Here is a 24,444-nt window from a genome sequence, read left to right on the forward strand (position 1 = left end):
GTGTTCAAATATTAAATATGAATTTAGAGCAGTTTAGCTTATCCTTTCACTGATCCCTGTGTCGCTCCTTCTACAATATACTTTTGGAAAAAGGCAAACAAGACGAGTGTAGGGATAACGGATATGATCGTGGCGGCAGACATAGCTCCCCAGTCGATATCAAATTTTGTTATAAATGAGTTCATTGCAACCGGAATGGTTTTAGCTGATTCATCATCAATAAACATAATAGCCAGAAACAATTCATTCCAACATTGTACAAATGCAAATATGAAAGTAGCAGCTATTCCCGGTAGCATAACAGGAATAATGACTTTGAATAGAGCTTGAAGCTTATTACACCCATCGATCATCGCTGCTTCTTCTAAACTCGCAGGAATTCTTTCAAAAAATCCCCTCATCATAATGGTACAAAACGGAATCATCATCACTGTATAAATTAATAACAAAGAAGTCAATTTGTTTAATAAATGCATCTTTGACATTAAAGAATAAAGTGGCGCAAGGGCTATAAATATAGGGATCATTTGAGTAACAAAAAATGCTAAAATGACTTGGCTCTTTCCCTTAAATTGATATCTTGCCAAAACATAGCCACTAAAAATTGAAATCACGAGCGTGAAAAATCCAGCGACAACTGAAACTACTAAACTATTAATAATATAGATTTGGAAATTTGAAAACTCAAACATGTTAATATAATTTTCAAACGAAATATTTTCTGGCCAATACTGAATCGGAACTGTAAAAATATCCTTTTGTGACTTCAATGAAGTGATAAAAATCCAATATAAAGGAAAAACAGTAATGATTAGAAATATCCCTAGAAAAATAACCTTTGTCGTTAGCCAAGAGATTCGTTTTATTTTTCTACTCACTTAAAAATCCCCCGCTTTCCGATAATTTGTCACAAGAAGGAAAAATATAGCAAACATGAGGAGCAGACCAATTATTATGACTCCTACAGCACCTGCTTGTCCATAATCTTGAGCATAAATTACTTTTTCAATCATAAATGTTGACAGTATATGTGTAGAACCAGCTGGTCCGCCATTTGTCATTGAATATATCAAATCTGGGAAGTTCAAAATCCATATAACTCTCAATAGGATTGTAGACAATAAGGTCGGCATAATATAAGGAATGGTAATTTTCACCAATTGCTGTACTTTATTTGCTCCATCAATATCTGCTGCTTCATATAGTTCTTCAGGTATTGATTGCAGTGCGGCCATAATCATAATGGCAAAAAACGTAACCCCATACCAAATATTCGCAATAATGACTGATGTCATTGCCCATTTTGGATCAGATAGAAATGGTATTTGTTGATCAATTAATCCAACTTTAAGTAATAAGTCATTGATCACACCATTTTGTCCATTAAACATCCATCTCCATATTAAACCAATTAAAAATCCTGACATTGCCCATGGAAAAAATACAAATGCTTGATATATACCTCGTCCACGAAAAGACTTTCGCAAAAATAGTGCCAAAGTAAACCCTATCGTTAACTGAAAGAATAAAGAAACAGCAACCCAAATAAAACTGTTCCACAAAATTTCCTTGAAATCTGGAGTCGAAATAATTTCTTTGAAATTTTTCAAACCAATAAAATCGGTATTACTCATATCAAACAATGTATAATTTTGAAATGCCATTATTACTCCTCGAAACAGCGGGTAGTATATAAAAGCGGTAACTAGAATAATAGCGGGGAGTAAGCAGAGTAAGATAAACTTTCCTTGTTTAGAAAAACTAAAAAAAGGCTTATGTGATCCATTGAGATTTTGCAATGTGGGTACCTCCTTTGGGTAAGGGCAGCCTATAAGCTGCCCTCATTGTTACTTATTCTTTTTCTCTTCATCCCAATATTTGGACCATTTATTTAAAAAGTCATCTACTGACGTTTTACCTAACAAAAATGATTGGATATCTTTGTCAGACTGGCCTTTATATTCACCCCATCCTTTATAATCGAGAGGGCGATCTACTGCTCTATATTTATCAGTTTCACTGTTCATCGTAATATAAGATTTAAAATAGCCTTCATTAAAGAATGGATCATCTGCAGCAGTTGTATGAATTGGAATTAGTGAATTGTTTTTTGCGAAATAAAGATTTTCCTCTGGGTTAGACAAAAATTCAACCAATTTCCAGGCTTCCTCTTTATGTTTTGAGAACGATGTGATTCCCCATCCTGCAGCTCCAGCCGTTTGTTGAGCAAGTCCTGTTGGACCAAGTGGTAATGGCGCAGTATCCCATGTCCCTTCTTCCATACTTTCATCAGCAGCTACAATTACTTCAGGGTCTTGGATCAGCATAGCTGTTACTCCAGATGTAAATCCTTGAACCATTTCCGGATAGCTCCAACTGATAGAATCTGGAGGAGAAATATCTTTATAAAGTTTAACAAACATATTTAAAGCTTCTTTTGCTTCCGGAGTGGAGAACATTGATTTTCCATCTGTCGTAAAATATCCATCATCCGGTTGAATTTTATCAGCCACATATGCCCATGTCATAAACTCAACATAGTCTGAAGTTCCAGCTCCCCCTCTAAAGCTATAGCCAAAACGGTTTTTTGAAGGATCTGTAAGTTTTTTTCCTGCTTCATATAGTTCATCCCATGTTTTTGGCACTTCGATACCAGCTTCTTCAAACCAGTCTTTGCGATAAAAAAGTGTTTTTTGATATAAACCATACGGAATGTAATAAACAGTATCATCTACATACATTGCATTTCTCTTTGCATTATCATTAACTGTACTCCAATGTTCCCATTTATCTGTATAAGGTGTAAGGTCTTCAGTGTAGTTATTGGATGTAAATTGCTTCAATGTATAGTCCCTTACTTCTAATACATCAATATCTTCTTTCGCTTGGAGCATTTGTGTTATTTTTTGGTCGGCACTTTGCAGTGGCGGTGAAATAAGTTCAACTTTAATTCCTGGGTTTTCTTCCTCAAACTTTGCTAGCATATCCTTTAATAGTTTTGTTCTTGCAGGACTAGTGATACTTTCAATCATTTTTATTGTTACTTGTTTTTCCTTATCTTTCCCACCGCTAGAATTACTTTCGTTGCTATTGCAACCAGCAAGTAAACCTAAAACGAGTACAAATGTTGCCATTATTACGCTTAATTTTTTCATGAAGTGACTCCCCTTTGTTTTTTCTTTATTCAGTCAATTTTCCTCGCAAAGCTTTGTCTAGATCTTCTATTAATTCTTCTGTACTTTCTAAACCAACTGAAATACGAATTAATCCTGAATCTAGCCCCTCACTTGCAAGTAATTCTTCGTTATGGCCATGGTTAGGTGACAATACTAAACTTTCATATCCCCCCCATGAAACACCAATATTAAATAGTTTTAGTGAATCTATTACATTTTTAACATCTGAAAACTTGTTGTTTTTTAACTCAAAGCTTAGTAATCCACTATACCCAGTAAGCATCTGCTTGCCTAACTCATAATCGGGATGACTTTCTAGCCCAGGGTAATTTACCTTTTTAACTGCAGGATGTTTTTCCAAAAACTGTGCAATTTGTTTTGCACTTTCTTGATGTGCTTTCATCCTAATAGGTAATGTTCGTAGCCCTCTAAGCAATAGCCAAGCTTCAAATGGCGGCATTACTCCACCTAATAAATGGTATTCATTATAAAATATCTTTTTCATGATGTTCTTATTTGTAATTAGTGCTCCGCCAATAATGTCACTATGACCACCTAAATATTTTGATGCTGAATGCACAACTACATCAATTCCAAATTGAAGTGGTTTCTGAAATATTGGCGTCGACCATGTATTGTCAATGATCGTTATAATTCCTTTAGACTTTGCCAACTTTGCTACTACAGGTAAATCGACAAGATTAAAGGTCATGGTCGTTGGACTTTCCAAATAGACGATTTTTGTGTTCGGTTGTATTGCTGCTTCTATATCGGATAAATCCGTAGACTGCACTATTGTTGACTGTACATCAAACTTACTTAAATACCCTAAAAATTTCTTTGTAGGACCATAAATATTACTAACACAAACAACATGATCTCCAGAAGAGAGAAAAGTTAAGAGAGCTGATGAGATTGCCGCCATTCCAGATGAAAATAATTTACACTTTTCGCCACCTTCAAGAGCAGCTATTTTATTTTCGGCGATCTCAACAGTTGGATTCGTTCCTCTTGAATACACATAGTTTCCTTGCTCATCTTTCATCGCTTCTATAAATGATTCAAAATCCTTATATATGAATAAGGAATTTTCGTGAATCGGCGGAACAACAGCACCATTGAATTTTTCGTATATATCTCCTAGATGGGTACATATATTTTCTGCTGTTTCTAATTCATTCAAGGTTGTATCTCCCCTTTAATAAATACGTTTCGAATTGTGTTTTCAACCGAATCCATTAATGAATAAAAATGTCTTCTAGCTTCTTTTTTATCATTGTTTTTAATGGCTTCTAACAATAACACGTGAATTGGATATGTATCGTCGAAAATCGTTTCGATCCCAAAAGGTTTTTCCCAGAACTTCATAAATGCATCCGACATCGAGTAAATTACTTTTTCTAGTATTGGGTTATGAGCAGCCTCGTAAATGGTTTTGTGAAAACCTAGATCCGCATTAGATTTATCTTCACCCAACGCTCGAAGTCTATCGTATTCGATTAAATACGCTTCCATCTTTTGTATTTGTTCTGGGGTGGCCCTTTCGACTGCCAGTTCAACTGCCATTCCCTCAAGAGCTCGCCTTACTTCACACATTTCAAGCAGAAACTTTTTCTCATGTTCAACCTCGATATTTGTCAAGATTTTAAAAGGCTCAATTTCTTTAACAAATATTCCTTTTCCATTCTTCACTTCAATCTCACCGGTTGCTTCCAAAAACCTTAATGCTTCACGAACAGAGGCTATACTGACACCATATGTATTAGCTAATGTACCTGCTGACGGGAGCTTTTCTCCATTCTTGAGTTGTTTCAATTTAATGTGTTGTCTAATTTCCTCTGCAACAAGCTCATGTAACAATACTTTTCGTATTTGTTTCAAAACTTTCTCCTTCCTTTTCAAATTAATATGCTATCTTGCTACTGAGCTATCAACCTATCATATAGGTATTCTATTTCAAATGTTTAAATAAATCAATATAATTTGTCGATTTTCTCCCTTCAAAATATTGTATTGAATTCAAAAAATACAATTAATAATAAAAAAGCATTGATCCTCAAAGAATCAATGCAAAGAATTGCGTCTTAACTTTTAACAACAAAAAAATCTCCCTCTTACCAAGAAAAGGGAGATCCTATCAACCTACTATATAACAAATTGCATATTATACAAGTGTGCATAGTTCCTATCTAATGCGAGCAATTCCTCATGCGTTCCTTCTTCAGAGATTCCATCATCAGTCAATACAATAATTCGCTCTGCATTTCTAATCGTCGACAAACGATGTGCAATCACTATCGTGGTACGATTTTTCGCTAACGATTCCAGCGATTCTTTCACGATTTTTTCGCTTTCATTATCAAGAGCGCTTGTTGCTTCATCGAAGATTAAAACGGGTGGATTTTTTAGGAAAACACGCGCAATGCTAATCCGTTGTTTTTGCCCACCTGATAATTTGACGCCACGTTGACCTATATCAGTATCATATCCGTTAGGTAACCCCATAATAAAATCATGGGCATTAGCATTTTTTGCTGCCTCTATAATTTCTTCTCTTGTTGCATCCGGGTTTCCGTAGCGGATATTTTCTATGACGGTCCCAGCAAACAGGTATACATCTTGCTGAACGATTCCAACATTCTTTCTTAGTGAATCTAGGCTAATATCCTTTACATTCACTCCATCTAGTAATACTTCCCCATCTTCTACGTCGTAAAAACGGGATATCAGTGAACATAAAGTCGTTTTTCCAATCCCAGAAGGCCCGACTAATGCAATATATTCCCCAGGATTAATTTTCATTGAAATATCATCCAAGACACGTTGGGTGTTCCCGTTATAACTGAAACTGACATTTTTAAATTCAATATTTCCATGTACCTTATTCAATTCAATTGTATTTTCCGCATCTTTGATATCAGGTTCTGTTTCTAACATTTCCATAAATCGATCAAATCCAGTGATCCCATCTTGGAATTGCATCGTCACATGAGCAAGCTTTTGAATTGGCTCAATTAAATACGCTATATATAACAAAAATGTAATTAAATCTGGCAGATCTAACGAAGCGTGGACGATATTTATACTTCCAAATACAATGACTGTGATCGTAATGAGTTGGACAAAAATATCCATCCCTGTAGAAAAATATGCTTCACTTTTATAACCGTTTTTTCTACTCTCCAAAAATCGGTTATTTTCAACATTGAATTTTTCTACTTCAAATTCCTCGTTTGCAAAGGACTTTACTACCCTTATGCCTGAAAGACTATCCTCTACTTGTGCATTGATGTCTGCAATTCTATCTTTATTTCTACGAAGTGCGATATTTACTTTTTTATTAAAATAGATTGCAAACACAACCATAAATGGCATAAAGAGAAAGATTGCTAACGTCAATTGTGCATTAATCCAAAACAAGATAACGAACGCACCAACAAATTTAATGAAATACTTCATATAATCTTCAGGGCCATGGTGGTACAGCTCTGACAAGAGTAGCAAATCATTCGTTACCCTGGACATTAATTGCCCCGTTTTTTGTGTATCGTAAAAATTAAATGATAATTTTTGATAATGCTCGAATAATTCTCTACGCATATCAGTTTCCATCAAAGCACCCATCTTGTGGCCATGATAATCCACGACAAACTGACAAAGGTTTTGAATGACAACCAAAACGAGCATAATCCCACACACAATATAAATTTGGTTCAGTACATTTGAAAGATCATTTTCCAAAATATCCTTTGTAATGTATCTTGTTAGCAATGGATACAACAATGCAATGCCTGAACCGACTAAAGCACATGTCATTACAGTATAAAACAGCTTCAAATACGGTTTGTAATACGATAAAAATTTCTTAAATTTATTATTCACAAGTAAACCCCTCTTATGTTAGATTTCCTGAATACTATCTACACATATAAGGGGAACACAATCATTAACTGAGTGTCGCACCCCTATATGTTAATACTAGTGTCATTGTTTGATTTCTCATTGATATTTCCTCCTTCTAATTTCAATGGATAAATTATACAAAATTTCCTAAATATTTTAAAGATAAAAAACAACTTAAGTCATTTTTTCCAAATGAAATCCTATTTAATTCTTTATTGATAAAGGGATTTGACTAGCTATATAAGAATATATAAAATGTGGTGTTATTTTTAACAAAATGAGGTGGAAAAATGTCTATAGATATTAAGACATTATTTTTAATTGATCAAAAGGATGGTTTGAGTCTAGAATTTAGTAAATTAGTGTCAATGATGAATTATACTAGAGTCATGACACTTGAAGAAGTAAAGAAATTGACGGTGGAAGAGCTAGACTTTCTCTATAATGAAGAGGATGCCAATTCTATCGGGATGTTGCTCGCACATATGGGGGCAGTAGAAAAAGCGTATCAAATTGAAACATTTCATCGTGAGTTGACTGAGGAAGATATTAATGAGTTAAATCCTGCATTGGATTTAGGGAATAAAGCACGCGAACAGATTAATGGTAATAGTATTGACTTTTATATAAAAGAATTGGCTGATATACGACAACAAACAATCGAAACCTTCAAAACACTCCCTGATGAATGGTTATTTCAACAATCTACCTTCTGGTTTGACGAACAAGCTAATAATTATTTTAAATGGTTCCACGTATTCGAGGACGAGTTAAATCATAGAGGGCAAATTAGAATTATCAAAAAGATGATTGCGAAGCAGTTGCACGTTTAACGTAATAAAAAAATGGTGCCCCCACTTTTATTAGTGGGGTGTTGAGCCTTCAATTTGCATAAAAAGTTCCTTTACAAACCGTTTACTATCAATTTTCCAGCCGCCAACAGGTGAAAAGCGGATTAAATGGATGGTTCCATTAAAAATATGACGTTTTGAATGTTTATCAATCCATTCGATTTCTACAGGCACTTCAAGATACAATTCGTCTTTTTCATAAGGTCTTGCTACTATTTGTCTAGGACTTATATTTTCAACTTTATTCAAAAGCTCTTTCCAGTTTATTTTTTGTACAGAAGCTGCAGACACGATTCGCTTATCCTTTTGTTTTATTCCCGCAACATATGCTTGGATGAGTTCTTCTGGCTCTACACTATTTAGGTGTTCATTTAATTTGCCGGCTGCTTTCAAAATCATGAGTTGATGTGAAAGATCCTCAGTTTTTCTTCTATGCGTTGTACTTCCATTAAAATGAACGCAAAAATGACCACGAAAATTATTATCGAGTTTCCCTGCACCATGAGGCATCCCATGCATCGAGGCTGCTATCCATTCGTCGTTATGAATAACTATAATCGCTCTCCGTTTCCAGCTCCATTTCCCGTTATAAATTTCCTTCATAATTTTTGTATCTTTTTTAGTCAATGGCTGAACGTCGGCATGTCCACTCCCCGCTCGCCTCTGTACGTTAAACCTCTTCCCCGTTTCCACATCCAAAATCGTAAACTTACTATACTTAGGTAAAATTCCATTGACCTCATCCCAAGGAAGCATTTCAACCGAAATTCCGATTCCCTCATCTTTTGCTTCGACAAATTGCCCATTAAATAGAAAGAACGAAGTTAGTAAAATAATCGCACATAAATAACGCAATATTTAACACTCATTTCTGGATTTTTTAAAAAAAGCTTTCCAAAAATGTGTAAAACCTATTCATGATTTATTGTGAAAAAATAGGGAAAAGTAAAATGAAAGCAATTTGGAGGGATGAACGAATGGGTGCGATTGAACGAAATGGATATATTTTTGAGCCAGAATATAGCGTCATTGAGCAAAATGGAGCTGTTCACGTATATCATAATGGAGAATTTGTTGAAGAACTAAAATTCACGTTCCATGGAAAATATCCCGAAATTGATCAAATTGAACAGCTCGTTGCTGATTATTGCAGGACAAACGGAATTTAAAAACACCACGCCATTTCGTGGTGTGACATTATGGTGCAAATGAGGCGAAATATCTAAATATAATAACCGTTAACGCAAAAAATGAAATCGTACATATACAAGCTAAGTGCAATAGTATGTAAAAAACTTTTTTTGCTTTTAATAAAAAAGGAATAAACAAACCCAAATAGAGGGTTCAACAAAAGAAAAACTAAAAATATTGGCCCTAACACTATATCAATCGTATTGGGGATGTTTAATTGCAAAGTAGCTACAATGACGGGGGCAATAAAAGAAAAAAGTGAAACTTTAGAAGGGTTTTGAAAAAACTGCTTCATTTATTTCTCCTTATAATGATTTTAACAGAATATATTCGAGTGCACTTTATTCATTCCCCTTCTATAAAATATATTGTTTTTCAACAAAGTGATCTGTAAGCTTCGGTAAATGATATAAACCAGTCCTCAGATGTCTTGGATATAGTTCTACATTTTTAATTTCATCAATTGGAGTCCATTGATAAATTAACCGTTCCCCTTCAAGACCATTGAAAGGTCCTTCCTGAAATAGGGATTGGTCATTTGAAGAAACCAGATAATAAAACCCAACTTCATGGTAGTCATTTCCCCCGTATTTAAAAAAGTTTTCCCCTACCCATACTAATCTATCAATTTGAATGGCTACACCCAATTCTTCAAGAAATTCCCTTTCAATACTAACCTGTGACTTCTCCAACAGTGCCACCCGACCTCCAGGAAGTGACCAATGCTCATCATTTTTATCTCTATGTAATAGAACATGTCCCTCAATCCAAATTCCAGCAACACGAAAGTTAAAAATGGCTGTCTCTGTTTTAAAAACTGCATCCATATTATTATTCATTCCTTTCTATTTGTAGATGTTTCTTTATTTTTTCTAATACAGAAATCCAACTGATTTCGTTTGTCCAAGCACTTTTTCTTTCATACAGCCCGCCTCCATTGTCGTTAAAATGTATATAATAATATTAAAACAATGGTTTAGGAGATATAGATATGGAGATTAAAAAAATGACAAAAAATGATGCAAAGAAAATCATCAATTGGAAATACGAGCCGCCCTATGATTTTTATAATATGGATGACAATGAGGAATCCTTGCAAGAGCTGCTACAATATAATGGAATTTTCGCTGGCGAAGAACTTATTGGCTTTTATTGCGTAGGATCATTCGCCCAGGTTCCAATTGGTAGAGATAAAGGTTCATATCCAGAAACAGAAGGATTAGTAGATTTAGGATTCGGCATGAAGCCAGAATTAACCGGTCAAGGATTCGGTTACACGTTCGTAAGCTTTATTATTGCTGAAATTCAACAAAAGGATTGTTTAAGTAAAATTCGTTTAACCGTTGCTGAATTTAACAAAAGAGCTATTACACTTTATGAGAAAGTCGGCTTTGTAACACAAACATCATTCTTAGCAAACGATATCTCTTTTTTAGTAATGATAAAAAAGTTAAATTAATTGAATAAAACCTATTCCAAGTCTGAATAGAAGCATTCAGCTCGCGAACATTCATGCAAAGTCAAATTCAAATTCATTTTTTAACCATAATAGTCCATTTAATTTCTCTATCACTTTGAATAAACCGGGTTTCCTTCCCAAAACTATAATAATCTATTGTACAATTATCATCGGCGATCTACCTGTTCTGAGCTTGCATGAGTTCATATATCTTACGAGCTGTGTTGACATTTCTTACAGTAACTTGTTTGTATAAATTGGATCCAATTATCTTTAACATTCCGCTTTTGTTTACATTTTTCTTGTCAACGGACCATAAAATCGCGCCGGGAACATACTTAACCGTGTCAATATTTGGTTTTATGATCAAATTCTTAAGTACAGTTTCATCATTAATTTCATCCCATAAAAACATGACATCACTTTTCATGTCTTTGTCATTTTTCCATGTGTCAGGAATTGCGTTAATGATTCCCCTGACATCATCGACACTGAGAACTACTACTTTAATTTGTAATCCGAAATCATTATGTATCGCTTCTTCCAAAATACGTGATAGTTCAGTTTTTGAGTCGCCTATACATGAAAAAATGATATTACCTGTATTGATGTATGTAACCACATCATTCATACCGGCTTGTTCAAAAGTTTGTTTAAGCAACTTCATGTCAATTTTATTTTTTCCACCCACATTAATCCCCCGAAGAAGAGCGATATAAACCATAACCATCTTCCTTTCGACTTTTTACTTATTAATCATATCTTATTGACTGTTCCAGTAAAACTAACCTACCAAAATAGTTGAAAAAGTCCATTACAAATGAGATTTTTCAAACATTATCTCTACACATATTCATATAAAGGGGCAGTTAGTTAAACTGGAAAATGACTTAAGTTGTTCTTGATTCCACCTTCAACTACTTCTTCAACCAAATCAAATTAGAATCTGTTGAAAAATTCACTACGTTATAAAGGAATAACACCTCTTTAATATTATTTTCCCGAATAAAATCATCTAGATCTTTATGATAGTAGCGTAAGTCAATCACATATATCTCTTGAAAGTGATTGGCTAAAAAGGGGATAAATGCATGCGCGTACGAATCCTTAATGACAGCTAATTTCCGTCCATTTCTTATATCGGATTTTATAGTAACTAAACTATGATTTCCATTTAAAAAGAAGGAATATTGATCTTTTTTATTTAAATAAGACCATTCAAATAATGAATTTTCTTTTTTGCCGTCGTATTCCACAATATAGGACCTTTCATACAGAGGTTGAAACATTTCAATCTCGTCTGGTGTTACACGATGTCCCAACACTTTGGAGGCAAAAGTTCCATAAAAATCGTTGGACACTGTTTCAATTTTGAAATCACTAATGGGAATAGGGTCGAATCCTAATGTTTGCGCTGCTTGGACATATGCGAAATATGCTCCACGCATCGTCCAATGATGATCTGTTTTAAAGTAAATGGGTTCGTTTTTATAATCTGTTAACATATCAGTTACTTCAATCATTTGGACTGAATCTAACAGTGTATCCTCCACTTTGTTGATCGCTGCTCTTTGTGAAAATGACTGCGCATATAATGGCAGCTTTTCTTTATAAATTTCAACAGCTGTCGGAGCAAGTAACATATAGTAATCAAGATCCTTGTTTTGCTCCGTAAAATAGTTGATATACTCGATATTTTTATATATTTGCTCTTTTGGTTCTTTAAATTCTTCTAGTAAAAACCCATCTTTTCCAAAGTAAATCCCATTGGACTCATGTTTTAACATCGCTTTTTCCGAAACAGCTTTGATACTTAACCATTTCTTCTTCCATGCAAATTGATCCGAAATATATGCTTCGTATCGGTCCATATATTTTCCAGAAAGAACATTCTTAAATGAAAAAATTGGCTTTTGTTCGAGTATTCGATTTTCCTCTTCCGAAAAGACGGTATCATCTGATATCAAATTCAATAATCCAACAATAGACAAAAAGCTTATGAACATGCAGACAATTATTTTATCGCTCATTCGCATTCTATTCCCTCACTAAAAACGAAAATACAAAAATGGATTATATGACTCATTCACTAGAAAAGCCGTAGAAAGTAAAAGAATCGCGAAGTATATGAACGGTGAGAACAATGTCACAATTTTTCTGTTTTCGATTACTTTGATAACCGGCATCGCGGCAATGATGGTAACAACGAACAAAATACCATTTGTATAAAGCTCATATATTGTTTGTTGATTTAATAATGGATTCCCGGAAACCCCAAACATAATAGTCAAATATTGAAACCCAATCGTGAGATCATCGAATACAAATAAAACCCAACCTATCAAAATGAAGAAGATAAAATATATATGTTGAATAACAGGATGGGTTTTTGACAAAAGCTTATGGAGTCCTGCTCTTTCAATTGCAATTAATATGCCAAAATAGATTCCCCACACGACAAAATTCCAGCTTGCCCCGTGCCAAAATCCAGTCAATCCCCAAACAATGAATAAATTTCGATAAAGCTTCAGCTTCCCTTCCCTGTTTCCACCAAGCGGAATATACACATAATCTCGAAACCAGCCACCTAACGTCATATGCCATCTACGCCAAAATTCGGAGATGCTTCTAGAAATGTAGGGGTAATTGAAATTGATAGGGAAGGTAAAGCCAAACATTTTCCCTAATCCCCTTGCCATATCAGAATATCCACTGAAATCAAAATAAATTTGCATTGCAAATGCAAGGATTCCAACCCATGACGAAACAACTGTCAACTCTAACATATTCTGATTCTCTATATCATTCCATAACAATCCTATATTATTGGCAAGCAATACTTTTTTACCAAGTCCTATTACGAATAAGCGAACTCCATCAGCAAATTGATGTATCGTAACACGTCGATGAACCAGCTCTTTTTCAATAGTTTCATAACGGACAATAGGACCAGCAATTAACTGAGGAAATAAACATATATACATTGCCAAGGCGATGGGATTTTTTTGCGGTTGTACTTTTCCCCTGTAAACATCTATCGTATAGCTCATTGTTTGGAATGTGTAGAAGGAAATTCCGATTGGAAGCGGCAAATTAAGCAGTTTTAAATCTGCACCCATTAAAAGATTAAGATTCTCGATGAAAAAATCAGCATATTTAAAAAAGGAAAGTAGTCCAATATTAAAGATTAATGACGATAAAAGAAAAAGCTTCGCGAAGACTTTCCCTTTGAACTTAGCGATTAATAATCCATGTAAGTAATCCATCACCGCTGACAATAACATCAAAAGAATATAAATAGGCTCCCCCCATGCGTAAAAAATCAAACTTAGTATGAGAAGGAGCAAATTTTTCATTTTTCTATGACTAAGATAATAGATGAATAATGTGATAGGTAAGAAGACAAAAAGAAATACTATGCTACTAAAGACCATCTGACCACTTCCGAATATGCAAAATCATTTAAGCTTTTCATCAAATATTTTTTCCAGTTTTTCTGGGTGTTCATACGTAATATAAATTAAATATGGTCCTTTCACTTTAATGATGTTATTTTTCACTTTATCGTATTGATCAGGTAGGTATTGTTCCCAAGTAGCAACCTGTGCCTCCTTCTCCTTTTTCAGCACTTCAATTAATCCATCCACTTTCGACTCATCTTTCGCCTTTAGTATAATAATTTCATCCGAATTAATATTCATCATCGCCGCGATGATATATCCGTTTTCCAAATCATTAGGATCAATCGACAATTTTTCCATAAGAAATTCGCTATTTGGATTATTTTCATCTTTATTTACAAGATCGCTTTCTATGTATGATTGCAAAACACCATCCTTCAATGCGTCGGCTACCCCGACAGCAGCTAAGTCTTCGGCAATTTTTTCTTTAATACTTTGTACGATTTCCTCTATTGAAACTCCAGTAGCCCCAGCTTTATTATTTGTTCCGTTACTACATCCCATAAGTGTAAAAAATAAAATAGCAATCATTCCTGTTATACTTACTGCTTTTTTCATGTTTGCACCTCATTTTTGAAATTGTTCTCCATAATCTTTGACGAAAGTTTTGTGGTTTTGTTTCAAATTATTGGATATTTATTTTTGTATGTGATAAAGTTCACAATATATACTAGTGTATGTTACTAATTTGTTAAACCCTATAAGTAAATACCTTTTAAAAACGGGTATGATAAATAGAAGAAGAGATTAACAGATATAAATTTTAAATAAGGAGAATTGGAATATGTATAAAAAACATGAAAAAGGTCTCATTTGGCTAGCATTTATTGTAGCGGCAATCATGTTTGTTTCCATACTCGGAAGAATCTTTGGTGGGTAAAGGAGGAGATTACATTTTGGTAAATGAAGAAGCACTTTTTTTTAGCCGGATATTAACAGAGCTCACTCTATCTTTTCATATTATATATGCCACCATTGGAGTCGGTATTCCACTTATGATTATGATTGCTCAATGGGTAGGCATCAAGAAAAATGATGAACACTATATTTTGCTAGCTAGAAGATGGACACGCGGTTTTGTCATCACTGTTGCTGTCGGAGTTGTGACAGGAACGGCCATTGGCTTGCAGTTATCCTTATTATGGCCAAATTTTATGGAGCTTGCAGGTAATGTCATTGCCCTGCCTCTATTCATGGAAACTTTTGCTTTTTTCTTTGAAGCGATATTTTTAGGTATATATCTTTATACGTGGGATCGATTTGAGAATCAGAGAAAACATTTACTATTGCTTATCCCTGTAGCTGTTGGAGCATCGTTTTCAGCGGTCTTTATCACAATGGTGAATGCATTCATGAATGCTCCTCAAGGTTTTGAACTTGTTGATGGCCAGCTTGTAAATATTAATCCTATTGTGGCGATGTTCAACCCTGCCATGCCGACAAAAGTGGCGCACGTAGTCGTTACAGCGTATATGACGTCAGCTTTTGTCCTTGCATCGATTGCAGCTTTTCGATTACTAAAAGGGTCCAATCATATTTATCATAAAAAAGCATTGTCACTAACAATGAAGCTCGGGCTCATTTTTTCAATTGCTGCTGCTGTGATAGGTGATTTTTCCGGCAAGTATTTAGCTGAATATCAGCCTGAAAAATTAGCAGCTGCTGAATGGCATTTTGAAACAGAAGGTAAAGCACCGCTTATTATGTATGGTGTATTGGATGATGGTGAGGTAAAGTATGCAATTAAGCTTCCATTTGCACTAAGTGTATTGGCTCATAGTGATCCAACAGCTGAAGTGCTTGGATTGGATCAGTTTCCGGAGGACGAAATCCCTCCCTTATACATCCACTACCTTTTCGACATCATGGTAACGATAGGAGTATGGATGGTAGTATTGTCGTTTGTATTCTGGATAGGTATGAAACGGAGATGGCCAATCATTCATACAAAGTGGTTTAGATGGCTAATTGTATTAGGAGGTCCTCTTTCTATCCTTGCGATTGAAGCAGGTTGGTGGATGGCGGAAGTTGGTAGACAGCCGTGGGTGCTGCGAGGGTTAATGCGTACTGCTGATGCTGCCACCTCTAGTAATCAAGTTGACCTTATGCTTGTTTTATTCGCTGGCTTATATGTCATTTTAGCAATTGGGACGATTGTCGTGTTAAGCAGGATGTTCCGAAAAAATCCTGTTGAACGCGAATTGGAAGAAAGAGCTGCAGAAAAAGGCGGTGTTCCAAAATGAATTTAGAAATTCTCGGTATCTCTGTTCTTTGGACTTTCTTATTTGGATATACGATCGTTGCGTCTATCGATTTTGGAGCTGGATTTTTCAATGCTTATAGTGTGTATGCGGGGAAAAAGCATATTTTAACGAATATCATTCAGCGGTATTTATCACCCGTGTGGGAAGTGACCAACGTCTTTCTCGTCTTCTTTTTTGTAGGAATAGTCGGCTTTTTTCCAAAGACCGCTTTTTATTATGGGACAATCCTTTTAGTACCAGCGAGCATCGCAATATTATTGCTAGCCATACGTGGCTCGTACTATGCATTTGAAACATATGGATCAAGAGGACATAAAGGATATGCTTTTATGTACGGATTATCAGGGCTGTTTATTCCCGCATCATTATCCATCGTTCTAACGATATCCGAGGGTGGATTTGTTTCGCTGGTTGATGGAAACCCTGTTTTGGATTACTGGGCTTTATTTTCTAGCCCGCTAACATGGAGTATCGTTGTGTTGAGCCTTGCTGCTGTATTATATATCTCGGCAGTCTTTCTTACATGGTATGCCAATAAAGCGAAGGATTCGAAAGCGACTGAACTAATGAGAAAGTACGCTCTGCTTTGGGCTTTCCCGACAATCGTAACCGCAGGCGGAATTATCGTTGAACTGCGATTCCATAATCCTGAGCATTATGGAAGGATTCTTGGTCTTTGGTGGATGTTCGCTCTATCTTTTCTAATGTTTATCGGTACTGTTTGGCTCATATGGAATCGAAAGCACTACGGACGTGCATTCGGCTTACTCGTTGGCCAATTTGCTCTTGCCTTTTATGCATACGGATTTTCCCATTATCCATACTTGCTTTACCCTCACCTAACGATTTATGATGGGTTTACTAACAAAGCGATGGCAATATCTCTCGTCGTAGCTTTTATTGCCGGTCTATGTTTATTGATTCCTTCGCTGTATTTGCTATTACGATTGTTTTTATTCGATAAGAAATATGTCGAAGGAAAATCAGATTATCATCCTTAAGGAGTGAAGTTAATATGACTAATTTTTTTATATTTGCCGCTCCGTTTATTGTATTGGCAGTTTCCATTGGCGCTGCATTTTGGGCAGCTCAAAGAGATGAACCTTATTTTGACGAGTAATCAAAAAGAAGAATAGTGATAGTTTCTTATCAATATGTAACCTGTATAAAGGTAACGGGTTTGGTTCAGAGAGAGAAAAAATTGAAATAACAAATAAATTAATGAGTGTTTTAGCAAATGCTTTGACAGTAAATTAGGCTAGAAAATACAAATAATTAGCAGTTAACTTAGCAAATAAAAAGGCTTTGAGTTACATCCAAGCCTTTTTTCGTCTTCTTTAATTTTCTTCATTCCAGGAAGACATAAAAACTCTTCAGAATAAACTGCATTGTTATTGCGGTCTATATTTTCGTTAAAAAAGTCAAACTTCAGATATATGAGTTGGATCCGCTAAAACTATCTGCACCCATCTCCCAACGTAACGCTTTTTAAGATATTAGAGATTTATATATCTCTCCAATAATCCCTTCCATTTGATGAACGCCTAATTCTGCATTCGTCATAATTACGGCACCTTTTTCTAAATGTGGATAGGCCACCATCATACACTGAAAACCTACTCCCCAACCCATAGATGTAATTTCTAATTCTTTTTCAGATCCCTCTAGAAATACACCTAATCCAGTCCAGCTTTTTCCTTTTTGAGAAGTTATCATTTCGTTAGCTAAACTTTTGGAAATTCCAAGTTTACTTTCTCCTTTTAAAGAATTCATTAGCTCAAGAACTAATGCAACTAAATCTAATGAAGTCGTCCATAATCCTGAAGCTGTTGGATAAGGGTAGATAGGATATTTTCCATCTACCAATTCACCTTTTTTGTTATGACCACAAGAAAAGTCTTCTTTATCTATCTCTAACATCGTTATATTTAAATAGCTATTTTCCATTCCTAATGGCTTAAATATGAACTCATTTACCACTTGGTAAAACGGCTTTTTCGTCACATCTTCTATTAGTTGCTGAATAATACAATAGCCTGCATCTGAGTAATGGAATTCACTTTCTGGCTCGTACTGTACTTCAATAGGAACCTTACAATATGGTGTTTTTCCCTCCAGCAATTCAACCATTAAAGGAATTCCTATATATGAAATTAGTTCAAAAAAACTATCTTCAGGGTCCTTTATTCCAGATTGATGACTAAGCAAGTTTCTTAAAGTAACTTTTTTATTTTTTGTAAATTCATTCTCAGGCACTTTCCACGTTACAAGTTTTTCATTTACATTTTCATCTAAATCAAGAAGTCCTTCCTCTATCAGCTTTAAAGCTGTCATTCCAGTTAAGAATTTACTAATCGAACACGCACTAAAAATAGAATTTTCATTTACTTTTCTATTGCTATTTATCTCAAGTAAACCGTAATTTTCTGTTCCGCTAATTTGACCGTTTTCAATTAGCGCAATACTTAAACCTTGCACTTTATAATGTTTCATTCGTTCTTCAATGTTGATATTTTTTAACTTCATATTATCCTCCCAGTAAACATTATAGAAATACTGTAACACGAATGTATGTTTTGCTGTATATATTTGGAAATATTATTAACATAAATTTTCCGTCGTTTTTTCAAAAAAAGTAGTTCGCTTTTTATAATACGAACTACCTCTATAATTAGAATGTTATTTATTGTTTTCTCTCCTTCAACCAAGCACTTTAGCATAGAGGCTGCCGTTTTTTAAAATCAACTTGTACGTATAACTTTTTTGGAATTAAAACCTAGTATTAATAACACTGTTCCACTACTAATACCAGGTATTAATAAATACTACTTCATATAATATATTAATATAACGTTGTATTAAATCCACTAAAAAAAGCATCAATCACGATGCTAATTTAAATTTTTTTAATAGGTATTATATACATTTTCACATTCTTCACCAGTCGGCTCATAAAAACAATGAAGTTTATATCTTCCTACTAAAGGTTGATCATACCATTGTGATGGACAATCTCCTGGTGGTCTAAAATACCATAAACTATATTTAGATGGCCAAAGCCGATGTCCATTCACTGCTTTTCTTGCCAAACTTCTTTCTTTTTCCCTTGCCCCCTGATAAAAATATCCGTGGATAACTGCTTCAAAAGCGTGGGGCTGATAAATCATTTGTGGAATCGTTCGAATACCTTTAAAATCGGAACAATTGGCCCTAATTCGATTGATACCCACATTACCAATCATTAACATGCCTTGTGTTCCCTCACCTTCTCCTTCAGCCCTTAATAGCCTCGCCAACAAATCAATATCTGATTCTCTGGCTTTAACAACAGCCATACCTCCACCTCCAACGATCGTTCACCATTATCCTATTTCTAATAGGTGCTATTGTTGACGAAGGTTAGGTTAAAAAAGTCTTCTAGCTAGCTTGGCAACTTTTTCAGGTGCTTTATAGGAAAGATATTCTTGATGTAAAGCTTGAAAATAACTAATATCACTCGTTCCTAAATTTCCAATCGTTAGACGTGGAATTAGGCGTACATGTATAGGATCACTATTTGTTTCATTAGTTGACAATGCCATTGACATATTAAAGCTTGCATATCCTTGTTCGCTTAAGGCGGCGAAAATAGACTTTAATCCTTCTGCAAAATCAGTCCAATTTTGTTCAGTAATATCTAGAAGAGTCGCTGATTTAGTAAATATCCCAATAAAATCATTATGACTTTTCGGAGAGAATGCATGGAGCCAGGCTACACTTCCTTTTTCGCCGATCCACCTTTCTGCGGTTTCCTTTTCCTTACGATATAACTCGGAAAAATATTCTAATCCTGTTTCTTGTTTAAAATCATTTACTTTCTCGAAAACATTAGCTTGATAATTTGTAGGTGAGTCAGAAATAATCACGTGTAGATGAGGATGTAAAATACTCCCTCCTGAGTAAGGAAGATAGTTCCAATTTATAGAAATGCACTTTGCTTTATTGTCTGTTTCTATAACCTTTTCAATATATTTTTGGGCAGCCATAAATGCATCTTTAATCATGGATGTAGTGAATTCTTCCAACCGTACGTAATGTTGCCCTGAAAAAACAACGACTCCATTATGCTTGCTGTAAGGAAAAAGATTTGGAAATACAATCGCATCTCCATAAAAAATTCTCCCTTCGTCCGTGATTTCTTTCGGGAATAAAGGCGTCATTTTTAGTATATTTTCAGAACAAAACGGACAATTTTTTCCACTTGTTTGTTCAGCTGCCTCTGTATAATCAGGTGGTGTTGGTACTAACCCCGGATCAAATACAAGACGAGAACTCTCACCAGTTAATGGATCAAAACGAATTTCTGTTTTTCGTTCAACTTTATTTCCTTCTCCGTCTAAAAAAGTAAACCATTCTTCATTTTTAATAAATTCTATTGTCACGAGCAAACCCTCCTACACCCTTAATCTTTTATGAAAAATATTTTCCCATACCTTCCAAGGAATTAAATTCTTTAAAAAGAGTGACAACTTAACCCCTTTTCCAATTGGATACCGAAGTTTAGTAATTTCTTTTTTGGAACAAAGATTAACGATAAGATTAGCGACTTCCCGTGGGTCACAGTGGTTTGATTTTCCTGACTCTAATTCCTTTTCTATGGCTTCCATATAAGAGGAGTAAGGTGATGTCACAACGGTTGATTTTTCAGCTATCTTTTTCCCTTTAGTCCATATATTCGTCGAGAATGAGCCAGGCTCTATGAGAGCTACATCTATTCCAAATGGTTTAACCTCAAGACGAAGGCACTCTGACCAGCCTTCAAGAGCATGTTTTGAGGCAACATATGGCGAAAGTCCGGGAAATCCAATTTTTCCTGAGATGCTGCTCAAATTGATGATCTTCCCACTCCGCTGCTTCCGCATATAAGGAAGTACAGCTTGTGTTACTTTAATCAATCCAAAAAAGTTCGTTTGAAACTGTTTTTCGTATTCTGATATGGCTGTCTCTTCACAAAAGCCGCCTAAAGCAAATCCTGCATTGTTAATTAGGATATCAACAGAAGGCAGTCGGGTTAATTGATTAGAGAACTGTTCAATCGATTCCTTATTTGTGACATCAAGTTGCATAAAGGTTATTTTTGAAAGTATACTATCTTGTTTACATAACCTTATTATTGTATCCTTATTTCGCAAATCCCTCATTGTTGCTATAACAGAAAAGTCATTTCTTGCCAACTCTAATGTCGCAAGCAGCCCAAAGCCGCTAGAAGCTCCTGTGATGACCACTGTTTTATCCATTTATCGTTATCATCACTGGACAGTGATCGCTCCCCATTACATCACAGTGAATCTGTGAATCTATTAACTTATCGGCCATTCTTTCGGAAACAATAAAATAGTCAATCCGCCATCCGATATTGCGCTCCCTTACCTTGTTCATAAGATACCTCCTAATTCGATAAATGTAAAGGATAAAAAAAGAACAGCAAATTATGCTGTCCGTAGTAAGTATTCTGCTATTTTCTTTCCGCCAAGTTCCTTCTTAATCGTGACAGTTATTTTTAAGTTCTTTTTCTTATTCGTTTCCTTCATTATAGTCACCTCGATACAAAGTTGTCTAGTTGCTTTGTATCGAACTTTCGGAAGATGTAAAGCAAGTCAGGAATAAAATTTTAATTTTATGCTTCTTTTTGCTGAAGTTTTTGATATTCTTTTTCTGTTTTGTCTTTTTTCGGTCTACCTCGTCCTGGCCTTTTTTTAATAGGCCTGTTTTTCTGAAGCTTCGAATGAATTTCTTCTATACTATATCCGTTTTTAAGTAATGCTTCAAATTCTAACTTAAATATGCCAATCCAACCTTCTGCCCAAGTAAAATCAGTATTCCCTCCGTTAACAATTATTTTACAAGTTTCCCAAGTAGACATTAAACTTTTTCGATTATAAACCTTTTGTAAATCCCTTGCAAGGGCACCTGTAGATGGAAATTCCTTATATAATTGTCCGTTATAAAAAACAACTACTGGTTTTGAATTTATAGCAACAAGTCTACGTGTAGTTTCTTCTAAATCATCTCTCGCTTTTGCTGCTTCAGACTGCCTTTTCTTCCATTTTTCATAGTCTTCTTCCGTCATACCTTTTGTTATGTCTCCGCCTCTAGCTCCGTACCTTATGTTATACCATTTGCTTGATTTTACAGTATCAATTCCAAATCCTTGAGAAATGTAGAATATTTCTTTTTCATCTAAGTCTTCTTGAGTTTCTTCAATAAAGATAATATATCTACTAAAATTCTCTATTCCTCTCTTTTGAACAGCTCTTAAAAAGTAAGTTCCACTTCCGTAATAGTTTCTATTCCAAAGAGTATGCTGGCCTACGTACATCATTCCGTTTGTTTCATCAACTGTCACATAAATGAATCCAGCATATTTCTCACGATCAATTTCATCAAATTCATAAGTCTTATACTTCTTTCCGTTAATTTCTATCATTCTACTAACCTCCGATTTATAAAATTTAGACTTCATTTCATCAGCTTAATCTTCAAAATATCATCGTGATTTAGAAAGACTTTTAATCGGTCTCCTAGTTGATATTTTTCTTCTTCATCCTCAATTACAATAAAGTCAGTTTTATCTCCGTTTACGTTCACACAGACATATTCTTGATAGTCACTCAATTGTGCAAATCCGTATTCTTCCAATTCATGAACAGTACAAGAAAAATTCCATCGATTACTTCCATCATTGCATGCTCCTAATAGCATTACTGCCATAGTTAAAATAGCTGCTCTTTTCATTCTAATTCCTCCGATTTTGTATTTTCTGACCAAACAAAAAGAACGCTGATTACTCAGCATTCTTCCAACAATTTAGTAGAGCTTCATATGCTGCTTTTTGCTTGTCATTAAGTTGTTCAGAACGGTCATTAACTATTTCTTTTAGAAGTTCTGAGCCATCAATTCCTAGTACAGTTGATAAAGCTTTGAATCTATCTGATACAGTAGACTCGACACGTATTGAAAATGGTTTCTTCATCATTAAAGCTCCTCTTCATCAATTTCTATTAGGTCCCAAGTATCAAAGAAGAATTTCTTGCATTTGTATTTTCTCGACAAGAACGGAATAACTTCATCATGATAAAGATCATAAAGTTTTTCTTCATTTAGATAAGTATCAACAGCTTCAAATTGATAAGCATGGATAGGCTCCAAGTTTTCATCTTCGAAAATACCAACTTCGAATTTAGCATTATGAGAATACAAATCTTTGAACATCGTAAGACCGATTACAATTCCAGTTTCGAACTCAAGAAGACTTTCATTTATAACAACTTTCTGTACCTTAATTCCTTCGCATAATTCCATAAAGTAATTCCTCCGATTGTTTAGTAGTTGCTTGCATCTCACCAAGCTAATTTCCGCTGTCAAACAAACAGAAGAGAGCCGAAGCTCTCAGTTGATTGCATATAGAAGGATGTGATCTGCTCCAGTATAACCTTTATTTCTCTGAGCAGAAGTCTTTCTTCCATCTTTCGTTCTGTACATTCTACGGGATTCTTTCAAACTTACTGATGCCCATCCTTCATTACAAATTCCAGATTTCATACAATATCGAATTGCTTCTTTCCTACACTCAAAGGTTTCAACAATTTCATTTTCAGCATTTAGAAGATTAATTTTTCTTTGTTCTCCACGAGGTTTCTTTACTGGTTTTTCTTCTGAATTGTTGGAAGCGCCCTCATTTTGAGTTGTACCAAGAACTGTTTGTTCAAAATGTCTGTTTTCTTCTTCAACTTGTTGAATCATTTCAGGAGTGATTTCAAATTCTTCTCCAGTTGGTTGATTAACTTGTTCATTAATCATGTCTCTAGCAACTTCTTCTGAAACTCCATCAACAATCATAAACTCTTGAACTTGTTCTTCAATTTGAGCAGCTTCAATTGCAGAAATCAATTGTTCTTTTTTCATTTCGCTTCTACCAACAATTTGCATTTCACCAGCTAAAGTTCTAAGTTCTTTTACTTTCATTTCTTGTAAATTCATTTCAATTCCTCCGATTTAGTAGTTGAATTTTTTATTTATTTTTTAACTCTTTATATACATTATAATACGCAAACGTACGTTCGTACATACTTTCATGCCATTTTCTTCCATTTTTTTGCA

The 24,444-nt window shown here is 34.8% G+C and carries 27 protein-coding genes and 1 pseudogene; 6 read left to right on the forward strand and 22 right to left on the reverse strand.

What is annotated here, in order from left to right; genetic code table 11:
* Positions 1 to 38: 38 nt before the first annotated feature.
* From KHA97_RS04455 to KHA97_RS04480, 6 genes are all read right to left on the reverse strand, one after another.
* On the reverse strand, positions 39 to 878 hold the full coding sequence (locus KHA97_RS04455; RefSeq protein ID WP_213123516.1) for a carbohydrate ABC transporter permease: 840 nt from the start codon (positions 876 to 878) through the stop codon (positions 39 to 41).
* The gene (locus KHA97_RS04460) at positions 879 to 1,664 is read right to left on the reverse strand and encodes a carbohydrate ABC transporter permease (protein WP_233713291.1); all 786 of its coding nucleotides are present in this window, start codon (positions 1,662 to 1,664) and stop codon (positions 879 to 881) included.
* Positions 1,665 to 1,847: 183 nt separating this feature from the next.
* Positions 1,848 to 3,155, reverse strand: a complete 1,308-nt coding sequence (locus tag KHA97_RS04465; RefSeq protein WP_213123518.1) for an ABC transporter substrate-binding protein — start codon at positions 3,153 to 3,155, stop codon at positions 1,848 to 1,850.
* Between the two features lie 25 nt (positions 3,156 to 3,180).
* Entirely contained in the window at positions 3,181 to 4,359 is a 1,179-nt protein-coding gene (locus KHA97_RS04470) for a trans-sulfuration enzyme family protein (RefSeq protein WP_213123519.1), read from the reverse strand.
* Positions 4,356 to 5,057: a FadR/GntR family transcriptional regulator gene (locus KHA97_RS04475; RefSeq protein WP_213123520.1), complete on the reverse strand. Its 702-nt coding sequence runs from the start codon at positions 5,055 to 5,057 to the stop codon at positions 4,356 to 4,358. Before KHA97_RS04475 ends, KHA97_RS04470 begins: the two co-directional genes overlap by 4 nt.
* Positions 5,058 to 5,321: 264 nt before the next feature.
* Entirely contained in the window at positions 5,322 to 7,058 is a 1,737-nt protein-coding gene (locus tag KHA97_RS04480) for an ABC transporter ATP-binding protein (protein WP_325167407.1), read from the reverse strand.
* 311 nt (positions 7,059 to 7,369) lie between these two features.
* Here KHA97_RS04480 and KHA97_RS04485 point away from each other — a divergent pair, with 311 nt between their 5' ends.
* Complete coding sequence (locus KHA97_RS04485; RefSeq protein WP_233713292.1) at positions 7,370 to 7,912, forward strand: DinB family protein; 543 nt, start codon at positions 7,370 to 7,372, stop codon at positions 7,910 to 7,912.
* Positions 7,913 to 7,942: 30 nt separating this feature from the next.
* Here KHA97_RS04485 and KHA97_RS04490 read toward each other — a convergent pair whose 3' ends face one another.
* The gene (locus KHA97_RS04490; protein WP_213123521.1) at positions 7,943 to 8,785 is read right to left on the reverse strand and encodes a hypothetical protein; all 843 of its coding nucleotides are present in this window, start codon (positions 8,783 to 8,785) and stop codon (positions 7,943 to 7,945) included.
* A 122-nt stretch (positions 8,786 to 8,907) separates the two neighbouring features.
* Between KHA97_RS04490 and KHA97_RS04495 the strand changes: the two genes are divergently transcribed.
* Positions 8,908 to 9,099, forward strand: a complete 192-nt coding sequence (locus tag KHA97_RS04495; protein ID WP_213124307.1) for a YbxH family protein — start codon at positions 8,908 to 8,910, stop codon at positions 9,097 to 9,099.
* Positions 9,100 to 9,477: 378 nt separating this feature from the next.
* Here KHA97_RS04495 and KHA97_RS04500 read toward each other — a convergent pair whose 3' ends face one another.
* A complete protein-coding gene (locus tag KHA97_RS04500) occupies positions 9,478 to 9,948 on the reverse strand; it encodes an NUDIX hydrolase (protein WP_213123522.1) in 471 nt (156 codons plus the stop codon).
* A 164-nt stretch (positions 9,949 to 10,112) separates the two neighbouring features.
* Between KHA97_RS04500 and KHA97_RS04505 the strand changes: the two genes are divergently transcribed.
* Positions 10,113 to 10,580, forward strand: coding sequence for a GNAT family N-acetyltransferase (locus KHA97_RS04505; protein ID WP_233713293.1), 468 nt, complete (start codon positions 10,113 to 10,115; stop codon positions 10,578 to 10,580).
* Positions 10,581 to 10,758: 178 nt separating this feature from the next.
* On the opposite strand, the gene KHA97_RS04510 is transcribed toward KHA97_RS04505, so the two are convergent.
* The 4 genes from KHA97_RS04510 to KHA97_RS04525 form a co-directional block, all read right to left on the reverse strand.
* A complete protein-coding gene (locus KHA97_RS04510; protein ID WP_213123523.1) occupies positions 10,759 to 11,304 on the reverse strand; it encodes a DUF1697 domain-containing protein in 546 nt (181 codons plus the stop codon).
* Between the two features lie 193 nt (positions 11,305 to 11,497).
* The gene (locus tag KHA97_RS04515) at positions 11,498 to 12,610 is read right to left on the reverse strand and encodes a DHHW family protein (protein ID WP_213123524.1); all 1,113 of its coding nucleotides are present in this window, start codon (positions 12,608 to 12,610) and stop codon (positions 11,498 to 11,500) included.
* A gap of 18 nt (positions 12,611 to 12,628) precedes the next feature.
* Positions 12,629 to 14,014, reverse strand: coding sequence for an MBOAT family O-acyltransferase (locus KHA97_RS04520; RefSeq protein WP_213123525.1), 1,386 nt, complete (start codon positions 14,012 to 14,014; stop codon positions 12,629 to 12,631).
* 24 nt (positions 14,015 to 14,038) lie between these two features.
* Positions 14,039 to 14,599, reverse strand: a complete 561-nt coding sequence (locus KHA97_RS04525; RefSeq protein WP_213123526.1) for a DUF4358 domain-containing protein — start codon at positions 14,597 to 14,599, stop codon at positions 14,039 to 14,041.
* A gap of 338 nt (positions 14,600 to 14,937) precedes the next feature.
* Here KHA97_RS04525 and KHA97_RS04530 point away from each other — a divergent pair, with 338 nt between their 5' ends.
* The 3 genes from KHA97_RS04530 to cydS are packed head-to-tail and all read left to right on the forward strand — an operon-like array spanning position 14,938 to position 17,425.
* Positions 14,938 to 16,284 (forward strand): cytochrome ubiquinol oxidase subunit I, encoded by a 1,347-nt coding sequence (locus KHA97_RS04530; RefSeq protein ID WP_213123527.1) that lies wholly within the window; start codon positions 14,938 to 14,940, stop codon positions 16,282 to 16,284.
* Positions 16,281 to 17,306 carry a cytochrome d ubiquinol oxidase subunit II gene (locus tag KHA97_RS04535; protein WP_213123528.1) on the forward strand — a complete coding sequence of 342 codons (1,026 nt, stop codon included), beginning with the start codon at positions 16,281 to 16,283 and terminating at the stop codon, positions 17,304 to 17,306. Before KHA97_RS04530 ends, KHA97_RS04535 begins: the two co-directional genes overlap by 4 nt.
* Before the next feature lie 14 nt (positions 17,307 to 17,320).
* A complete protein-coding gene (cydS, locus tag KHA97_RS24575; protein WP_407657985.1) occupies positions 17,321 to 17,425 on the forward strand; it encodes a cytochrome bd oxidase small subunit CydS in 105 nt (34 codons plus the stop codon).
* A gap of 368 nt (positions 17,426 to 17,793) precedes the next feature.
* On the opposite strand, the gene KHA97_RS04540 is transcribed toward cydS, so the two are convergent.
* The 10 genes and pseudogenes from KHA97_RS04540 to KHA97_RS04585 form a co-directional block, all read right to left on the reverse strand.
* Positions 17,794 to 18,831 carry a serine hydrolase domain-containing protein gene (locus tag KHA97_RS04540; RefSeq protein WP_213123529.1) on the reverse strand — a complete coding sequence of 346 codons (1,038 nt, stop codon included), beginning with the start codon at positions 18,829 to 18,831 and terminating at the stop codon, positions 17,794 to 17,796.
* 380 nt (positions 18,832 to 19,211) lie between these two features.
* Positions 19,212 to 19,640 carry a cell wall hydrolase gene (locus KHA97_RS04545; RefSeq protein ID WP_213123530.1) on the reverse strand — a complete coding sequence of 143 codons (429 nt, stop codon included), beginning with the start codon at positions 19,638 to 19,640 and terminating at the stop codon, positions 19,212 to 19,214.
* Positions 19,641 to 19,709: 69 nt separating this feature from the next.
* The gene (locus tag KHA97_RS04550; RefSeq protein WP_213123531.1) at positions 19,710 to 20,726 is read right to left on the reverse strand and encodes a hypothetical protein; all 1,017 of its coding nucleotides are present in this window, start codon (positions 20,724 to 20,726) and stop codon (positions 19,710 to 19,712) included.
* 12 nt (positions 20,727 to 20,738) lie between these two features.
* Positions 20,739 to 21,581, reverse strand: a complete 843-nt coding sequence (locus tag KHA97_RS04555) for an SDR family oxidoreductase (protein WP_213123532.1) — start codon at positions 21,579 to 21,581, stop codon at positions 20,739 to 20,741.
* Positions 21,574 to 21,723: pseudogene (locus KHA97_RS04560) on the reverse strand (exodeoxyribonuclease III); the annotation flags it as partial. The pseudogene KHA97_RS04560 and the gene KHA97_RS04555, both read right to left, overlap by 8 nt.
* A 238-nt stretch (positions 21,724 to 21,961) precedes the next feature.
* Complete coding sequence (locus tag KHA97_RS04565) at positions 21,962 to 22,771, reverse strand: GIY-YIG nuclease family protein (RefSeq protein WP_213123533.1); 810 nt, start codon at positions 22,769 to 22,771, stop codon at positions 21,962 to 21,964.
* A gap of 32 nt (positions 22,772 to 22,803) precedes the next feature.
* Positions 22,804 to 23,079: a hypothetical protein gene (locus tag KHA97_RS04570; RefSeq protein WP_213123534.1), complete on the reverse strand. Its 276-nt coding sequence runs from the start codon at positions 23,077 to 23,079 to the stop codon at positions 22,804 to 22,806.
* A gap of 49 nt (positions 23,080 to 23,128) precedes the next feature.
* On the reverse strand, positions 23,129 to 23,320 hold the full coding sequence (locus tag KHA97_RS04575) for a hypothetical protein (protein WP_213123535.1): 192 nt from the start codon (positions 23,318 to 23,320) through the stop codon (positions 23,129 to 23,131).
* A complete protein-coding gene (locus KHA97_RS04580; RefSeq protein WP_213123536.1) occupies positions 23,320 to 23,646 on the reverse strand; it encodes a hypothetical protein in 327 nt (108 codons plus the stop codon). Before KHA97_RS04580 ends, KHA97_RS04575 begins: the two co-directional genes overlap by 1 nt.
* An 87-nt stretch (positions 23,647 to 23,733) precedes the next feature.
* Positions 23,734 to 24,324 carry a Rho termination factor N-terminal domain-containing protein gene (locus KHA97_RS04585; protein WP_213123537.1) on the reverse strand — a complete coding sequence of 197 codons (591 nt, stop codon included), beginning with the start codon at positions 24,322 to 24,324 and terminating at the stop codon, positions 23,734 to 23,736.
* Positions 24,325 to 24,444: the final 120 nt, after the last annotated feature.

Source organism: Lederbergia citri, from assembly GCF_018343625.1.
In the GTDB taxonomy this organism is placed as follows: domain Bacteria; phylum Bacillota; class Bacilli; order Bacillales; family Bacillaceae_C; genus Lederbergia; species Lederbergia citri.

What these genes read in the sequence shown, in the direction of transcription:
- KHA97_RS04460 (WP_233713291.1), bottom strand. Translation starts at nt 1,664, where the DNA reads ATGGCATTTCAAAATTATACATTGTTTGATATGAGTAATACCGATTTT.
- KHA97_RS04465 (WP_213123518.1), bottom strand. Translation starts at nt 3,155, where the DNA reads ATGAAAAAATTAAGCGTAATAATGGCAACATTTGTACTCGTTTTAGGT.
- KHA97_RS04485 (WP_233713292.1), top strand. Translation starts at nt 7,370, where the DNA reads ATGTCTATAGATATTAAGACATTATTTTTAATTGATCAAAAGGATGGT.
- KHA97_RS04495 (WP_213124307.1), top strand. Translation starts at nt 8,908, where the DNA reads ATGGGTGCGATTGAACGAAATGGATATATTTTTGAGCCAGAATATAGC.
- KHA97_RS04500 (WP_213123522.1), bottom strand. Translation starts at nt 9,948, where the DNA reads ATGGATGCAGTTTTTAAAACAGAGACAGCCATTTTTAACTTTCGTGTT.
- KHA97_RS04505 (WP_233713293.1), top strand. Translation starts at nt 10,113, where the DNA reads ATGGAGATTAAAAAAATGACAAAAAATGATGCAAAGAAAATCATCAAT.
- KHA97_RS04510 (WP_213123523.1), bottom strand. Translation starts at nt 11,304, where the DNA reads ATGGTTTATATCGCTCTTCTTCGGGGGATTAATGTGGGTGGAAAAAAT.
- KHA97_RS04515 (WP_213123524.1), bottom strand. Translation starts at nt 12,610, where the DNA reads ATGAGCGATAAAATAATTGTCTGCATGTTCATAAGCTTTTTGTCTATT.
- KHA97_RS04520 (WP_213123525.1), bottom strand. Translation starts at nt 14,014, where the DNA reads ATGGTCTTTAGTAGCATAGTATTTCTTTTTGTCTTCTTACCTATCACA.
- KHA97_RS04525 (WP_213123526.1), bottom strand. Translation starts at nt 14,599, where the DNA reads ATGAAAAAAGCAGTAAGTATAACAGGAATGATTGCTATTTTATTTTTT.
- KHA97_RS04535 (WP_213123528.1), top strand. Translation starts at nt 16,281, where the DNA reads ATGAATTTAGAAATTCTCGGTATCTCTGTTCTTTGGACTTTCTTATTT.
- cydS (WP_407657985.1), top strand. Translation starts at nt 17,321, where the DNA reads ATGACTAATTTTTTTATATTTGCCGCTCCGTTTATTGTATTGGCAGTT.
- KHA97_RS04540 (WP_213123529.1), bottom strand. Translation starts at nt 18,831, where the DNA reads ATGAAGTTAAAAAATATCAACATTGAAGAACGAATGAAACATTATAAA.
- KHA97_RS04545 (WP_213123530.1), bottom strand. Translation starts at nt 19,640, where the DNA reads ATGGCTGTTGTTAAAGCCAGAGAATCAGATATTGATTTGTTGGCGAGG.
- KHA97_RS04555 (WP_213123532.1), bottom strand. Translation starts at nt 21,581, where the DNA reads ATGGATAAAACAGTGGTCATCACAGGAGCTTCTAGCGGCTTTGGGCTG.
- KHA97_RS04565 (WP_213123533.1), bottom strand. Translation starts at nt 22,771, where the DNA reads ATGATAGAAATTAACGGAAAGAAGTATAAGACTTATGAATTTGATGAA.
- KHA97_RS04570 (WP_213123534.1), bottom strand. Translation starts at nt 23,079, where the DNA reads ATGAAAAGAGCAGCTATTTTAACTATGGCAGTAATGCTATTAGGAGCA.
- KHA97_RS04575 (WP_213123535.1), bottom strand. Translation starts at nt 23,320, where the DNA reads ATGATGAAGAAACCATTTTCAATACGTGTCGAGTCTACTGTATCAGAT.
- KHA97_RS04580 (WP_213123536.1), bottom strand. Translation starts at nt 23,646, where the DNA reads ATGGAATTATGCGAAGGAATTAAGGTACAGAAAGTTGTTATAAATGAA.
- KHA97_RS04585 (WP_213123537.1), bottom strand. Translation starts at nt 24,324, where the DNA reads ATGAATTTACAAGAAATGAAAGTAAAAGAACTTAGAACTTTAGCTGGT.